Source organism: Streptomyces qinglanensis, from assembly GCF_900111245.1.
Taxonomy (GTDB): Bacteria; Actinomycetota; Actinomycetes; order Streptomycetales; family Streptomycetaceae; genus Streptomyces; species Streptomyces qinglanensis.
Genome location: NZ_FOGO01000002.1, coordinates 263,658 through 276,720 on the forward strand (window position 1 = coordinate 263,658; position 13,063 = coordinate 276,720).

Below are 13,063 nucleotides of genomic sequence, written 5' to 3' on the forward strand. Positions count from 1 at the left end.
CCATGGGGCATTACAAGTCGAATCTCCGCGACATCGAGTTCAACCTCTTCGAGGTGCTCGGGCGCGACACGGTGTACGGCACCGGACCGTTCGCGGAGATGGACGTCGAGACCGCCAAGAACGTGCTGTCCGAGATCGCGCGGCTGGCCGAGAACGAGCTGGCCGCCTCCTACGAGGAGGGCGACCGCAACCCGCCGGTCTTCGACCCGGACACCAACACCGCACCGGTGCCCGCCGCCTTCAAGAAGAGCTACCAGGCGTACATGGACGCCGAGTGGTGGCGCCTGGGCATCCCGGAGGAGATCGGCGGCACCACGGCGCCGCGCTCGCTGCTCTGGGGCTTCGCCGAGACGATCCTGGGCTCCAACCCGGCCGTGTGGATGTACGCCTCCGGCCCGGCCTTCGCGGGCGTCCTGCACGAGGAGGGCACCGAGGAGCAGCACAAGATCGCCTCGCTGATGGCCGAGAAGCAGTGGGGCTCCACGATGGTGCTCACCGAGCCGGACGCCGGCTCGGACGTCGGCGCCGGCCGCACCAAGGCCACCCAGCAGGCCGACGGCACCTGGCACATCGAGGGCGTGAAGCGCTTCATCACCTCCGGTGAGCACGACATGTCCGAGAACATCGTGCACTTCGTGCTGGCCCGCCCGGAGGGCCACGGCCCCGGCACCAAGGGCCTGTCGCTGTTCATCGTGCCCAAGTACGACTTCGACTGGGAGACCGGCGAGCTGGGCGAGCGCAACGGCGTCCACGCCACCAACGTCGAGCACAAGATGGGCCTGAAGGTCTCCAACACCTGCGAGATGACCTTCGGCGCCAACCAGCCCGCCAAGGGCTGGCTGCTGGGCGAGAAGCACGACGGCATCCGGCAGATGTTCAAGATCATCGAGTTCGCCCGGATGATGGTCGGCACCAAGGCCATCGCCACCCTCTCCACCGGCTACCTGAACGCGCTGGAGTACGCCAAGGAGCGGGTGCAGGGCGCCGACCTGGCCCAGTTCACGGACAAGACCGCGCCCCGCGTCACCATCACCCACCACCCGGACGTACGCCGCGCGCTGCTGACCCAGAAGGCGTACGCCGAGGGCATGCGCGCCCTCGTGCTCTACACCGCCACGGTGCAGGACGAGATCCTGCTCAAGGAGCACAACGGCGAGGACGCCGCCACGGCCCACCGCCTCAACGACCTGCTGCTGCCGATCGTGAAGGGCTACGGCTCGGAGAAGTCCTACGAGCAGCTCGCGCAGTCCCTGCAGACCCTGGGCGGCTCCGGCTACCTGCAGGAGTACCCGATCGAGCAGTACATCCGGGACGCCAAGATCGACACCCTCTACGAGGGCACCACCGCCATCCAGGGCCAGGACTTCTTCTTCCGCAAGGTCGTCCGCGACCAGGGCCAGGCGCTGACCGCGCTGTCCGAGGAGATCAAGAAGTTCCTCGCCGAGGCGCAGGGCGGCGAGGAGCTGGCCGCCTCCCGCGACCACCTCGCCAAGGCCGCCGGGGAGCTGGAGGCCATCGTCGGCACCATGCTGACCGACCTGGCCGCCACCGAGAAGGACGTGAACTCCATCTACAAGGTGGGGCTCAACACCACCCGCTTCCTGCTGGCCGCGGGCGACGTCGTCATCGGCTACCTGCTGCTGCGCGGCGCCGCCGTGGCCGCCGAGAAGCTGGCGGGTGCCACCGCCAAGGACGTGCCGTTCTACCAGGGCAAGATCGCCGCGGCGAAGTTCTTCGCCGCGAACGTGCTGCCGCAGGTCGCCGTCCAGCGCGAGCTGGCCGACACGGTGGACCTCTCGATCATGGAGCTCGACGAGAAGGCGTTCTGAGCCCCCCGCGCCCCTGATGCCGGGCCGGTACCCGGCCCCGCGCCCCGCTCCCGCCGCCCTGGGAGCGGGGCGCTGCCGTGCGGGGCGGGGCCGTGCAGGCCGCTGCCATGCGGGGCAGGGGCGTGCAGGGCAGGGGCGTGCAGGGCAGGGGCGTGCAGGGCAGGGGCGCGCAGGGCGCGGCCGCTGCCGCAACCGGGGCAAGGCGCCGCCACGGCGCGCGGCCGGTCCCGAGCGGGGACGACCACACGCCGGCGCCCGGACACCGCGCCGTAAGGTGGGCCCATGAGCAACGCCACGCCGTTCGACCGCAGTCACACCGACGGTCTGCTGTCCTTCCTCGCCGCCAGCCCCTCCCCCTACCACGCGGTGGCGAACGCGGCCGCGCAACTGGAGAAGGCCGGCTTCCGGCAGGTACACGAGACCGAGACGTGGGACGCCACCACGGGCGGCAAGTACGTCCTGCGCGGCGGCGCGCTCATCGCCTGGTACGTCCCCGAAGGCGCCCTGCCGGGCACCCCCTTCCGGATCATCGGCGCCCACACCGACTCGCCCAACCTGCGCGTCAAGCCCGTACCCGACACCGGCGCCCACAACTGGCGGCAGATCGCCGTCGAGATCTACGGCGGCGCCCTGCTCAACACCTGGCTCGACCGCGATCTGGGCCTCAGCGGCCGGCTCACCCTCCGCGACCGCTCCACCCACCTGGTGCACGTCGACCGCCCCCTGCTGCGCGTACCGCAGCTCGCCATCCACCTCGACCGGCAGGTCAACGACGGCCTCAAGCTGAACCGCCAGCGCCACATGACGCCCGTGTGGGGCCTCGGCAAGACCGAGGAGGGCGACCTGCTGCGCTTCCTCGCCGAGGAGAGCGGACTGCCGGTGGAGGACATCGCCGGCTGGGACCTGATGACGCACAGCGTGGAGCCCCCCGCCTACCTGGGGCGGGACCGCGAACTCGTGGCCGGTCCGCGGATGGACAACCTGCTGTCGGTGCACGCCGGGGTCGCCGCGCTGACCGCCGCGGCGGGCCACGGCGCCGACGCCGAGCCCGGCGCGATCCCCGTGCTCGCCGCCTTCGACCACGAGGAGAACGGCAGCCAGTCCGACACCGGCGCCGACGGACCGCTGCTGGGCTCGGTGCTGGAACGCTCCGTCTTCGCCCGCGGCGGCTCCTACGAGGACCGGGCCCGCGCCTGGGCCGGCACCGTCTGCCTCTCCTCCGACACCGGGCACGCCGTGCACCCCAACTACCCCGAACGGCACGAGCCCGGCCACCACCCGCTGCCCAACGGCGGCCCGATCCTCAAGGTCAACGTCAACCAGCGGTACTCCACGGACGGCTCCGGACGCGCCGTCTTCGCCGCAGCCTGCGAACGCGCGGGCGTCCCGTGGCAGAGCTTCGTCTCCAACAACGACGTGCCCTGCGGCACCACCATCGGCCCGATCACCGCCGCACGCCACGGCATCACCACTGTCGACATCGGCGTCGCGATCCTCTCGATGCACTCGGCCCGGGAGCTGTGCGGCGCCGACGACCCCTACCTGCTGGCCAACTGCCTCACGGCGTTCCTCGGCGAATGACCCGGCCCGCGCCCCTGCGACCGTGACCGACCGCCCGTCCCGGACCCCGCGCAGCCGCGGAGTCCGGGACCGCGCGGCACGGTGATTGCCTCCGACAGAACCGGGTACCCGCGCGCGGCAAGCGAATCCGCCCGGCCGAAGAGCCAGTTCGGCCCGACGAGCCGAGACGGCTCAACCGTGCTTGGAGGCAACGCATGGGCATCGTCATCTGCATCGGCATGATGGCCCTGGGGGCGATTCTGACCCTGGCGGTCGACATCGACATCAGCGGGATCAACGTCGACCTGATGGGCATCATCCTGCTGATCGTCGGCACGATCGGACTGTGCGCCTACATCAGCATCCTCAAGCGCCGCCGGGTGCAGCCCCCGTCCCCCGGCGCTCCGGTGGTCGAGGAGTACAACCGCCACCACCTGGAGTGAGCCGCCACCGCCCCCGCAGCCTCCGTCCAGCCCCGGCACCATGACATGCCCTGCCGACTGCGCCGGCCGGGAACGCGCCGTGGCGGTCAGCACCGGAAGCGGGCCGTGTCTCCGTCGATCCGGATCAGAAAGTCGGCGATCGAGTCCCCGCCGCCCTCGGGAACGAGGAGGAGCCCTGCCGCATGGATCGCCTCGTCGGCGGCCAGAGCGGCCTCCTCGTCACCGCGTTCCCACGCGTCGTGCAAGGCGGAGAACAGCAGGCGAAGATCTTCCCATCCGGAGCCGGGCTCGAAGCGGCAGTCCGACCAGAACATGTCGGTCCCCTCGAAGGTCAACGTCCCGACGAGCCGATCTTCCTGCCTGAGCTGCCAGGTCTTCTCCGCCATGTCTCCCCTCCACCGGAACGGAAGGCACCCTACGCGTTCCGCGTGCCCCCCTGAGCGAGGCCGCGGAGGCCGAGAGGTCGACCCGTGCAGCCACTGACGGCTTGCTGGTCGGGGCACGAGACGACGGCCCTCGGGAATGGCACGATGCCGAGCCCCGGACCGCCGTGGCTCAAGCCGACGCGTCCAGGCTCAAACCGATGCGTCCATCAGCGCCGTGACATAGGCATCCAGCCGCTCCTCCACGGCTCCCGTCGTCAACGTCCGGTACTCCCGGGGCCGCTCGGCGGGCCGCAACGCGTGAATCGCCACGAGTTGGCGGGCCAGCAGGGGAACGCGTGTCTCCACTCCCTCGTCGTCGAGGACCGTCCGGCCTGCCACATGCGTCATCAGCAGCGACGGGTGCTCGCAGTGCGCGGCGGTCGGATCGGCCGCGACCAGCCCAGGTGCCCGCACGCCCGTCCCCTTCAGCAGGCTCAGGGCATCGGTCTCGCGGTTCAGCCACTCCTCGGCATGGCCCACTGAGAGCGGATCGACGAAGCTCCGCAGCACCAGGTCACGGGTGCTTCCGTCCGCCGCGCCGATGGTCAGCCGCCGCATTTCGGCGGTGATGCCGCCTTGCAGTGCCTCGGTCCTGACGACCCGTTCGCCGCTCTCCAGGTGCCCGCCGACCCAAGCCAGGGTCAACGGGCCGATGTACGCGGCCGTGTGGTGGCCGGTCACCATGTCTCCTGTGTCTTCTCGGTCGGCGGGGTCACCTGTCCAGCCCCGCCAGCACCAGCGGCAGCCGGTCCGCGCCGCCGGCGGTGAGCCGCACCGGGACGCCCCAGTCCTGCTGGTGCATATGGCAGGCGGGGTACTCGCCCTCCTCGTCGCAGGAGGCGGCCATCGCCGAGACGTGCAGCACTCCCTCGCTGCCCTCCGTTCCGGCCAGCCGGACCTCACGGTGCAGTTCGGTGCCCGTGCCCTCGCCCTCGGCGAGCAGGCCGGGCGGGGTCGAGCTGACGACCAGCCGGGTCGCGGGGCCGTACCGGGTGTCGAGCTTCTGCCCCGCCGGGGCCTGGAAGACCACGTCCAACCGCAGGGCGCCGGGTTCGACCTCGGTGGCCGCCCGCTGGGTGCGGTGTGCCACGGCCTCGACCCGCACGGCGTCCTCGGGCAGCCGCAGCCTGGTCAGCCGGTGCCGCGCCGACTCGACGACGACGATCTCCGGGGCGCTGTCCGTCTCCTCCGCGGCGCCGGGCGCCAGGACCGCGCCCGAGGGCTCCCGCAGCTCGGTGGCCAGGGTGCTCACCTCGCCGGTGCCGGGGTCGTAGCGGCGCAGCGCGTGATTGTAGGTGTCGCAGACGGCGACCGACCCGTCCGGCAGCGCCGTGACGCCCAGCGGGTGCTGGAGCAGCGCCTGGCCGGCCGGGCCGTCGCGGTGGCCGAAGTCGAAGAGGCCGGTGCCGACCGCGGTCCGCACCAGGAACCCGCCGCCGTCGCTGTGCTCGTCGGCCCCGGGGCTCTCGGCGTCCTCGCCGCCGTGCGCGCGCTCCCGTTCGATCCAGCGCAGGGCGCTCGTCTCGGAGTCGGCGATCCACAGCCTGCTGCCGTCCGCCGCGACCGCCAGCCCGGACGGTTGCGCGAACCACGCCTCGGCGGCCGGACCGTCCACCAGGCCCTCGTTCGTCGTCCCCGCAGCGGCGGCGACGGTGCCGCTCGCCGGGTCGTACGTCCACAACTGGTGCACCCCGGCCATCGCGATCCAGACGCGCCCCTCGAACCAGGCCACGTCCCACGGTGAGGAGAGCGCCACCTCCCGCGCGGGCCCCTCGGTGGGCGCCCCCTGCCACCACTGCGCGCCGGTGCCCGCGACGGTCAGCACCGCGCCGGTGGCCGGATCGAGGCGGCGCAGCGCGTGGTTGACGGTGTCGGCGACCAGCACCTCGCCGCCCGGCAGCAGCGCCAGCCCCTGCGGCTCGTTGAACTGCGCGGCCTCCGCGGCGCCGTCGGCCAGTCCCCGCTCCCCGGAACCGATCCGGCGCAGCACGGTCTCGCCGTCCGCGGCGAGCTCCACCACCTGGTGCCGCGTGGTGTCGGAGACGAGGAACGTCCCGCCGGGCAGGGTCAGCACCTTCCCCGGGAAGCGCAGCTCACCGGCGACCGGCTCCGGCGGGGTGAACGGTGCGGGACCGCGCCGCAGCGTCCCCTTCGCCTCGTGCTCGGCCGCCAGCTCGGTCACCCGCCGCTCGATCGCGTGCACATGTCCCTCACCCGCGTGCTGCGCGACGACGTACCCCTCCGGATCGATCACCACCAGCGTCGGCCATGCCCGCACCGCGTACTGCTTCCACGTGGCCAGCTCCGGGTCGTCCAGCACCGGGTGCGCCACCCCGTACCGCTCCACGGCGTCCACGACAGCGGTGTGCTCGGCCTCGTGCACGAACTTCGGCGAGTGCACCCCGACGACGACCACCGTGTCCTTGTGCCGCTCCTCCAACTCCCGCAGCTCGTCGAGGACGTGCAGGCAGTTGATGCAGCAGAAGGTCCAGAAGTCGAGGATCACCGTGCGGCCCCGGAGGTCCGCGAGGGACAGCTCTTCTCCGCCGGTGTTGATCCAGGAGCGTCCCTGCAGTTCGGGGGCACGGACACGGGCACGGCTGCGGGGCTCGGGGGTGGACGCGGAGGTGGGCGCCGAGGCGGCATCGTTCATGGGTTCAAGCCTGCCATTCCTCCTGGACGTGCGGTCGGGGCTGTGGACGGAGGGCGGTGCCGGGGAGCCCGTCGGCGCCCGGCAGCGCCCTCCGGACGACGTCAGGGAGCTGCGAGCCGCGCTGCACAGTGGTTCGGCGCACCGCTGAGCGGCGCCCGCGAGCAGGAGCAGGCCGACGGGGACCGACCGGCCGGCTCCCGGAGCCCGAGTCCCGGGAGCTCAGAGCACCCGGTCCTTGAGAACGGGGAAGGACTCGCGGACCTTCGCCACCTGGGAGAGGTCGAGATCGGCGGTGACGGTGGTCTCCTCGGTGCTGTCGGTCTGCGCCAGGACCTCGCCCCAGGGGCCGATGACGGCGCTGCGACCGGCCTGCGCGACGCCCGCGTGGCTGCCCGCGGTGCCGCAGGCCAGGACGAAGCACTGGTTCTCCACCGCGCGGGTGCGGGCGAAGAGCGTCCAGTGGTCGGCGCGCTTGGCGGGCCAGCCGGCCGGGACGACCAGCACCTGGGCGCCCGCGGGCTCGGCGTCGACCAGCGCCCGGAAGAGCTCGGGGAAGCGCAGGTCGTAGCAGGTGGCCAGGCCGAGCACGGCCTCCGGGTGCGGCACGGTGACCGGGGTGGTGCCCGCGGTCATCATGGTGGCCTCGCCCCGGTCGAAGCCGAAGCGGTGGATCTTGCGGTAGGTGGCGGCCAGCTCGCCGGAGGGAGAGAACACCAGCGAGGTGTTGTAGAGGGCGCCGCCCTCCGTCCCCTTCTCCACGATGGAGCCCGCGTGCAGCCACACGCCCGCGTCCCGCGCCGCGGCCGACATGGCCAGCGCGGTCGGCCCGGTGGCCGGATCCGCCTCCTCGGCCTCGGCGGCGAAGCGCTCGTACGCGAAGGCCCCGACGGGCCACAGTTCGGGCAGGACCACCAGGTCCGCCCCCGCCTGGGCCCGTACCAGAGAGGCCACCCGCTCGCGCCGGGAAGCCACCGACTCGTCCGGGTCGACCTGAATCTGCAGAAGCGAAGCGCGCACCGTACCACCGTCCATGCGATCGAGGGGGGCGATTGGGCCTAGCATCGTCCCGAAACCACTGCCGGGGTGCCTGGGCGCAGCGTAACTTGAGAGCACCCATCATGAGCACCCTGCCCTGCACAGCCCGCGAACGAACCGCAACGCCGAGGGGTCCCGTGACCGACCACCCAAGCCTTCAGCCCTACGTTGACGCCTGGACGCAGTCCATGGAAGCGATATCCGAGCTGGTCACTTCCCTTGTGGAAGGGGAGTGGAACGGGCGGACCGAGTGCCCGGGGTGGTCGGTCCGCGATGTGGTCTCCCACATCATCGGTGTCGAATGCGAACTGCTGGGCGATCCCCGGCCGATCCACTCCCTCCCGCGGGACATCTACCACGTCCGCGACGAGGTCAGCCGGCACATGGAAGTGCAGGTGGACGTGCGGCGGCACCACACCGGGCCGGAGATGACCAGCGAGTTCGAGTACACCCTCATCCGCCGTGCACGCCAGTTGCGCAACGAGAAGCGCAGCGCGGAGGCCGAGGTCAACAGCGTGGTGCCGTTCGGGCCGCGCAAGCTGCCGCTGGAGCGGCAACTGATGCTGCGGGCGTTCGACGTGTGGGTGCACGAACAGGACCTGCGGCGCGCCCTGGACAAGCCGGGCAACCTGGACTCGCCGGGTGCGCAGGTGGCCCGGGACGTGTTCCTGGCCGGGCTGCCGAAGGTCGTCGCCAAGGACGCCGGGGCGCCGCCGAACTGCGCCGTGGTCTTCGACGTGAGCGGCCCGGTCGAGTTCATGCGCACGGTGCGGGTGGACAAGGACGGCCGCGGGAGCGTGGACAGCAGCGTCTCGCTGGGTCCCGCCGTCACCCTGGCCATGGACTGGGAGACCTACTCCCGGCTCGCCGCGGGCCGGGTGCGGCCGGAGGCCGTCGCGGACCGCGTGAAGACCGACGGGGACGCCGACCTGGCCGACGCCGTGCTCAAGCACTTCGCCGTGACGCCGTGACGCCGGGCCCCTTGCAGGTGGGGCGCGGTCCCGTCGGAGCCCGGCCGCGGGCCCCCGGCGTCCCGGGCCCCGCCTGCGGGTGACGTCCACACCGTGCCGCTGTCGCGCCCGCCCCCTGCCGCCGCGACATCGGCCCCGCGCGGCCATGGTGCCGTGCCGCCGCCGGGGTGCCGGGGGTGCCGGGGGTGCCGGGCCACCGCCGCCCGCCATCCGTCGCCCGCCGTCGTGCCGGACCGGAGAGGACCGGACCCGTGGAGCCCGTCCGCTCACACGGGGACGTGCACCGCCTCCACCCGGCTGGCCACCACGCGCTCCCGCTCCCGTCGGACAGCGCGCACCCGCAGTCGGGCGAACTGCGCCAGGCCGAGGGCTTGCAGCACGAAGACGCAGGCGAAGGCGATCCGGAAGTTGTCGCCGGTCAGATCGAGCAGTACGCCCACAGCGAACAGCGTCGTCATGGACGCCGTGAAACCGCCCATGTTGACGATTCCGGAGGCGGTGCCGTGCCGTTCAGGCAGATTGGCCGGGCGGGAGAAGTCGAAGCCGATCATCGAACCGGGCCCGCAGGCGCCGAGCACGACGCACAGCAGCACCAGCAGCCACATCGGCGCCTGGCCGGGCCAGGCGAGGACCGCCGCCCACGCCACCGCGGTGGCGGCCACGGTGCCCAGCACCAGCGGCGTGCGGGCCGCGTGGTGGCGCGCGATGACCTGCCCGTAGACCAGGCCGCAGCACATGTTGGAGACCACGACCAGGGTCAGCAGCTCGCCCGCCGTGCCCTTGTCCAGTCCCTGGGCCTCGACCAGGAACGGCATCCCCCACAGCAGCAGGAAGACCATTCCGGGGAACTGGCAGGTGAAGTGCACCCACATGCCCGCCCGGGTGCCCGGCTCCCGCCAGGCCGCGCCGATCTGCCGCCGCACGAAGCCCGGTCCGGGTGCGCCGTCACCGGCCCTGGGCACCGACGGCGGTTCGTACCCCTCCGGGTGGTCCCGCAGGCAGAAGAACACCAGCAGCAGGATGACCAGGCCGCCCGCCGCGCTCCCGGCGAACGTCGGCCGCCAGCCGAAGGTGTCCAGCACCCGGGCCAGCACCAGCGTGGTGACGAGGTTGCCCGACATCCCGATCAGCGCCGCGACCTGCGCGATCACCGGCCCCCGGCGCGCGGGGAACCAGCGCGCCCCCAGGCGCAGTACGGCGATGAAGGTCATCGCGTCGCCGCAGCCCAGCAGCGCACGGAAGGCCAGCGCCGTGCCGTAGCCGGACGCGAGCGCGAAGCCGAACTGGCCCGCGGTGAACAGCAGGATGCCCAGCAGCAGGACGCGGCGCGTCCCCCAGCGGTCCACCAGCAGGCCCACGGGTATCTGCATGCCCGCGTACACCAGCAGTTGGAGGATCGAGAAGCTGGAGAGCGCCGAGGCGTTGATGTCGAAGCGCTGCGCGGCGTCGATGCCGGCCACGCCGAGGCTCGTGCGGAAGGTGACCGCGACGAAGTAGACCGCGACGCCGATGCCCCACACCCACATCGCGCGCGGACCACCCGGCGGATCCCCCGGCAGCCTGACCCCGGCGGACGGTGTCGCGGTCATCGCGGACCACCCTGTCCGAGGCCGTACCCGCGCAGGTCCTCGCCGCGCACCAGGTGGCGCACCCGGCTCACATGCTGGTGCACCGCGAGCGCCGCGGCCTCGCTGTCGCCCTCGCGCAGGGTGCGCAGGATGTCCGCGTGCTCGGCGATGTTCTTGGCCACCCGGTCCGGATGCGCGTGCATCACCGCGACGCCCATCCGGAGTTGGCGGTCCCGGAGCTGGTCGTAGAGGCGGGTGAGGATCTGGTTGCCGGTGGCCTCGACGATCGTGGCGTGGAAACACCGGTCGGCGGCCGAGACCGCGGCCAGGTCCCCGGTCTCCGCATGGGCGATCTGCTCGGCCAGGGTCTCCTCCAGCCGGTCGACCAGCGGACGCGAGACGGGCACCGCGCGGCGCACCGCGTGCTGTTCCACCAGCAGACGGGTCTCCACCACGTCCTCGATCTCCTGTGCGGAGACCGGCAGGACCAAGGCGCCCTTCTTCGGGTAGAGCCGGATCAGGCCCTCGACCTCCAGCCGGAGCAGCCCCTCGCGGACGGGGGTCCGGGACACCCCGACCGCTTCCGCGAGTTCGCCCTCCGTCAGCAGCACCCCGCCCTCGTAGCGCCGTTCGAGGACGGCTTGCTTGACATGCGCGTACACCCGCTCGGCAGCGGGCGTACGCCGGGCGTCCTTGGCGGCCGAGGCGGGTGCGGGGGAAGTCATGCGCACACCTTAGATACAACACGCATGCCTGCGCAGACGCCATCCGCCATGTGGGACGGCGCGACCCCGGGCGCGCCCGGGGTCGCGCCCGGGCGCAGGCACGCGAAGTGGGGTCTGGGCGCAGCCACGCGAACGGGGGTGCGGGCGCAGGCACGCGAACGGGGGTGCGGGGCAGTGCCCCGCACCCCCCGGTGCGTTCGGTCACGACGCGCGGCCGCCGCCTGTCAGGACCACGCCAGGCGCCGTCCCGTCAGGGCGTCAGGGCCACGTCATGAGTCCCTTCGCCAGGGCCACGCCATGAGCCACGTGGTCAGGACCACGTCATGAGCCGCTTGGGCCGCTCCAGCACCGCCGCGGTGTCCGCCAGCACCTTGGAGCCCAGCTCCCCGTCCACCAGCCGGTGGTCGAAGGAGAGCGCCAGCGTGGTGACGTGCCGCGGCTTGACCTTGCCCTTGTGCACCCAGGGCTGCTCACGGATCCGGCCGAAGGCCAGAATGGCGGACTCTCCGGGGTTGAGGATCGGTGTGCCGGTGTCGACGCCGAAGACGCCGACATTGGTGATCGTCACCGTGCCCCCGCTCATCGCCGCCGGGCTGGTCTTCCCCTCGCGTGCGGTACCGACCAGCTCTCCGAGCGCGGACGCCAGTTCGGGCAGGGTCTTGTCCTGTGCGTCCTTGATGTTGGGAACGATCAGGCCGCGCGGCGTGGCCGCCGCGATCCCCAGGTTGACGTAGTGCTTGCGCACGATCTCCTGGTGCTCCTCGTCCCAGGACGCGTTGACGTCCGGGTTGCGCCGGATCGCCAGCAGGAACGCCTTGGCGACGAACAGCAGCGGATTGACCCGGACGCCGGCCAGATCGGGGTCCTGCTTGAGCTGCCCGATCAGCTTCATCGTGCGCGTGACGTCCACCGTGACGAACTCGGTGACGTGCGGCGCCGTGAACGCGCTGCCGACCATCGCCTGCGCCGTGGCCTTCCGCACCCCCTTCACCGGGACACGGGTCTCGCGGGTGCCGGGAGCAGCGGGCTCCGGTGCCGCTTCCGCCACCGGTTCCGCCGCCGCAGCCGCGGCGAGGGGCGAGGGCGCGGGAGCCGGAGCCGGTGCCGCGGCCGCGTGCACGTCGTCGCGGGTGACGATGCCGTCGGGGCCGGTCGGGGTGACGGTGCTCAGATCGACACCCAGGTCCTTGGCGAGCTTCCGCACCGGGGGCTTGGCGAGCGGCCGCGGTCCGCCGGGCGCGACCGGGGCCGCGGCCACGCGCCCGTTGCTCGCGGGAGCCGGAGCGGGAGCCGGAGCGGCGGCCCGTTCCGCGGTCGGAGCCGGCGCCGGTGCCGCCGGTTCCGCCGCCGCGCCGGCGGCGGGCTTGCGCGGGCGGCGCTTGGTCGAGCTGGCGCCGACGCCGTACCCGACCAGCACGGGCTGCCGCCCCTCGGGCTCGGCCTCCTCGCCGGCGGCCTGCGCGGCCTCTCCCGCGGCCTGCGCCTCGCCCGCGGCCTCGGCAGCCGCCGCGGGCCCGGTCTCCATCGCGGGCTGGGCGGCGGAGGCGTCCCCGCCGCCGGTGCCGGCGGCAGAGCCCCCGGTGTCGACGGTGATGATCGGCGTACCGACGTCGACCGTCGTGCCCTCGTCGAACCGCAGTTCGTGCACCAGCCCGTTGAAGGGGATGGGCAGTTCCACCGCGGCCTTGGCCGTCTCCACCTCGCAGACGACCTGCCCGTCGGTGACGGTGTCACCGGGCTGGACGTACCACTTGAGGATCTCCGCCTCGGTGAGCCCCTCGCCCACGTCGGGCATCTTGAACTCGCGGACTCCGGCGGCCGCCTGTCCGGTCTGTGCGCTGTTGGTCATCGTCA

The 13,063-nt window shown here is 72.6% G+C and carries 11 protein-coding genes and 1 pseudogene; 5 read left to right on the forward strand and 7 right to left on the reverse strand.

The window, feature by feature from the left end:
- Positions 1-2 precede the first annotated feature (2 nt).
- The 3 genes from BMX65_RS05475 (at position 3) to BMX65_RS05485 (ending at position 3,832) form a co-directional block, all read left to right on the forward strand.
- On the forward strand, positions 3-1,829 hold the full coding sequence (locus BMX65_RS05475) for an acyl-CoA dehydrogenase (RefSeq protein ID WP_074998993.1): 1,827 nt from the start codon (positions 3-5) through the stop codon (positions 1,827-1,829).
- A gap of 282 nt (positions 1,830-2,111) precedes the next feature.
- Positions 2,112-3,410 (forward strand): M18 family aminopeptidase, encoded by a 1,299-nt coding sequence (locus BMX65_RS05480; protein WP_074998994.1) that lies wholly within the window; start codon positions 2,112-2,114, stop codon positions 3,408-3,410.
- Positions 3,411-3,604: 194 nt separating this feature from the next.
- Entirely contained in the window at positions 3,605-3,832 is a 228-nt protein-coding gene (locus tag BMX65_RS05485) for a hypothetical protein (RefSeq protein WP_019356826.1), read from the forward strand.
- 86 nt (positions 3,833-3,918) lie between these two features.
- Here the strand turns inward: BMX65_RS05485 and BMX65_RS05490 are convergent, their stop codons facing one another.
- From BMX65_RS05490 to BMX65_RS05500, 3 genes and pseudogenes are all read right to left on the reverse strand, one after another.
- Positions 3,919-4,218 carry a hypothetical protein gene (locus tag BMX65_RS05490; protein WP_074998995.1) on the reverse strand — a complete coding sequence of 100 codons (300 nt, stop codon included), beginning with the start codon at positions 4,216-4,218 and terminating at the stop codon, positions 3,919-3,921.
- Between the two features lie 222 nt (positions 4,219-4,440).
- Positions 4,441-4,941 (reverse strand): annotated as a pseudogene (locus BMX65_RS05495) (phosphotransferase family protein); the annotation flags it as partial.
- Between the two features lie 28 nt (positions 4,942-4,969).
- A complete protein-coding gene (locus BMX65_RS05500) occupies positions 4,970-6,910 on the reverse strand; it encodes an NHL domain-containing thioredoxin family protein (RefSeq protein WP_074998996.1) in 1,941 nt (646 codons plus the stop codon).
- On the opposite strand from BMX65_RS05500, the gene BMX65_RS32715 reads away from it, so the two are divergent.
- Positions 6,909-7,058: a hypothetical protein gene (locus tag BMX65_RS32715; protein ID WP_162637664.1), complete on the forward strand. Its 150-nt coding sequence runs from the start codon at positions 6,909-6,911 to the stop codon at positions 7,056-7,058. The two genes, BMX65_RS05500 and BMX65_RS32715, sit on opposite strands and share 2 nt — an antisense overlap.
- Before the next feature lie 71 nt (positions 7,059-7,129).
- Here the strand turns inward: BMX65_RS32715 and BMX65_RS05505 are convergent, their stop codons facing one another.
- Positions 7,130-7,927: a carbon-nitrogen family hydrolase gene (locus BMX65_RS05505; RefSeq protein WP_074999276.1), complete on the reverse strand. Its 798-nt coding sequence runs from the start codon at positions 7,925-7,927 to the stop codon at positions 7,130-7,132.
- 155 nt (positions 7,928-8,082) lie between these two features.
- Here BMX65_RS05505 and BMX65_RS05510 point away from each other — a divergent pair, with 155 nt between their 5' ends.
- Positions 8,083-8,916 carry a maleylpyruvate isomerase family mycothiol-dependent enzyme gene (locus BMX65_RS05510; protein ID WP_074998997.1) on the forward strand — a complete coding sequence of 278 codons (834 nt, stop codon included), beginning with the start codon at positions 8,083-8,085 and terminating at the stop codon, positions 8,914-8,916.
- Positions 8,917-9,182: 266 nt separating this feature from the next.
- Here BMX65_RS05510 and BMX65_RS05515 read toward each other — a convergent pair whose 3' ends face one another.
- The 3 genes from BMX65_RS05515 to BMX65_RS05525 form a co-directional block, all read right to left on the reverse strand.
- A complete protein-coding gene (locus BMX65_RS05515; protein ID WP_074998998.1) occupies positions 9,183-10,505 on the reverse strand; it encodes an MFS transporter in 1,323 nt (440 codons plus the stop codon).
- Positions 10,502-11,209: a GntR family transcriptional regulator gene (locus tag BMX65_RS05520; RefSeq protein ID WP_074998999.1), complete on the reverse strand. Its 708-nt coding sequence runs from the start codon at positions 11,207-11,209 to the stop codon at positions 10,502-10,504. Before BMX65_RS05520 ends, BMX65_RS05515 begins: the two co-directional genes overlap by 4 nt.
- Positions 11,210-11,519: 310 nt before the next feature.
- On the reverse strand, positions 11,520-13,058 hold the full coding sequence (locus BMX65_RS05525; RefSeq protein ID WP_074999000.1) for a dihydrolipoamide acetyltransferase family protein: 1,539 nt from the start codon (positions 13,056-13,058) through the stop codon (positions 11,520-11,522).
- Positions 13,059-13,063 lie beyond the last annotated feature (5 nt).

Coding starts and splice junctions, on each gene's coding strand:
- BMX65_RS05515 (WP_074998998.1), bottom strand. CDS start 10,505: ATGACCGCGACACCGTCCGCCGGGGTCAGGCTGCCGGGGGATCCGCCG.
- BMX65_RS05520 (WP_074998999.1), bottom strand. CDS start 11,209: ATGACTTCCCCCGCACCCGCCTCGGCCGCCAAGGACGCCCGGCGTACG.
- BMX65_RS05475 (WP_074998993.1), top strand. CDS start 3: ATGGGGCATTACAAGTCGAATCTCCGCGACATCGAGTTCAACCTCTTC.
- BMX65_RS05490 (WP_074998995.1), bottom strand. CDS start 4,218: ATGGCGGAGAAGACCTGGCAGCTCAGGCAGGAAGATCGGCTCGTCGGG.
- BMX65_RS32715 (WP_162637664.1), top strand. CDS start 6,909: ATGGGTTCAAGCCTGCCATTCCTCCTGGACGTGCGGTCGGGGCTGTGG.
- BMX65_RS05525 (WP_074999000.1), bottom strand. CDS start 13,058: ATGACCAACAGCGCACAGACCGGACAGGCGGCCGCCGGAGTCCGCGAG.
- BMX65_RS05480 (WP_074998994.1), top strand. CDS start 2,112: ATGAGCAACGCCACGCCGTTCGACCGCAGTCACACCGACGGTCTGCTG.
- BMX65_RS05500 (WP_074998996.1), bottom strand. CDS start 6,910: ATGAACGATGCCGCCTCGGCGCCCACCTCCGCGTCCACCCCCGAGCCC.
- BMX65_RS05485 (WP_019356826.1), top strand. CDS start 3,605: ATGGGCATCGTCATCTGCATCGGCATGATGGCCCTGGGGGCGATTCTG.